This is a genomic window from Pedobacter sp. CG_S7 (genome assembly GCF_040544395.1).
Lineage (GTDB): Bacteria > Bacteroidota > Bacteroidia > Sphingobacteriales > Sphingobacteriaceae > Pedobacter.
This window is the reverse complement of record NZ_JBEONS010000104.1, coordinates 1-1,235: the sequence shown is the minus strand read 5'-3', so window position 1 is coordinate 1,235 and position 1,235 is coordinate 1. Positions and strand designations below refer to the sequence as shown.

Here is a 1,235-nt window from a genome sequence, read left to right as displayed (position 1 = left end):
CAGGGTCAACGCATTTAAATTTGATTTAAAATTTTAAGGAGAAATTGATCGTCCCAGCCGGCTTTTAGCCTTTTGGTTACCAGAGACCCCTTTGAAATGTCTTTTTTGAGCAGGTTGAGTGCTATTTTGCGGATGAACGAAAAATTATTGGCAGCATTCTGGTTTCTCTTTCTCTGCCTGTCTTCATCAAATACCATATCCAAAGTCCAGTGCAACCGGTTCTCTATTCCCCAATGGGCCCTGATATGGGTATTGAACATGGCGGCATTTTCGAGCAGGCTACTGATATAATATCTCACCTGGGTACTTTCTTTTTTGCCGTCATCTCTTTTTGATGTTATCTTTATAATGGATTTAAGGCCTGTCCAAAAACAGCTGTTGTCAACAAAGGTCAGATTTGTTATCACCTCACACCTGCGGGTCTGGATACGGCCATGTCCCTTTTCAACAACTTCGCTCATCGAAGCTTTGGCCTGGTTTTCAAAACGTCCCTCTACTTGCTCCAAAAGCTCTTTCTGGTTGTTCTTGACCGATAGGATATAGTCTGCCTTGTTTGCAATGATCTTATCGGCGATAGCGGTCTGGGTCCCCATGGCATCGATACTGATGATGCTTCCCGCTATATCCAACAGATCTAGCAGCAGCGGAATGGCGGTGATCTCGTTTGATTTTTCATCAACTTTCAATTGGCCCAGTACCAGTTGGTTCTGGGATGCCCAGGCACTGACCATGTGGATAGGACTTTTGGAGTGAAAACTGTCTTTTGAGCCCCTGATGCATTTTCCATCAATACTGATGAGCTCTTTTTTGATGTCTTTGTTTTTGAGACCATCTACCCAATGGACGAATGCCTTCTCAAAAAATTTTGGTCGAACAGCTGAGAAAACCCTATTGATGGTATCGTGAGAGGGGATGCCGTTTGGGAGTTTCAAAAAGATTTTTAGAAAATCTATCTTTGTCTTTCCAAAGGTTTCTATAGAATCCCATGATTCTGCACCACAAATTACCGCCAGCACCGAGAGGATAAGGATGTCGCTAAGTAGATGCTTCTTGTTCCGGTTGATCCGGTAATCCGGGATTGACTCAAAATGTTCCTGAAGAGATGTTTTCTTTGTTGCCATATAGACACAAAAATATCGGCTAAATAAAGCAAAACAAACAAAAAAATCCTAACACGAAATCCACAAAATGTTAACAAGCATCTGATTTTTAACTATTTTTATGCGTTGACCCTG

Annotated in this window: 1 protein-coding gene; it reads right to left on the bottom strand. The window is 41.9% G+C overall.

Features of this window, described 5'->3' with window-relative positions:
* Window positions 1-14: 14 nt before the first annotated feature.
* Window positions 15-1,121, bottom strand: a complete 1,107-nt coding sequence (locus AAKU52_RS17460) for an ISAs1 family transposase (protein ID WP_354335919.1) — start codon at window positions 1,119-1,121, stop codon at window positions 15-17.
* Between the last annotated feature and the right edge of the window lie 114 nt (window positions 1,122-1,235).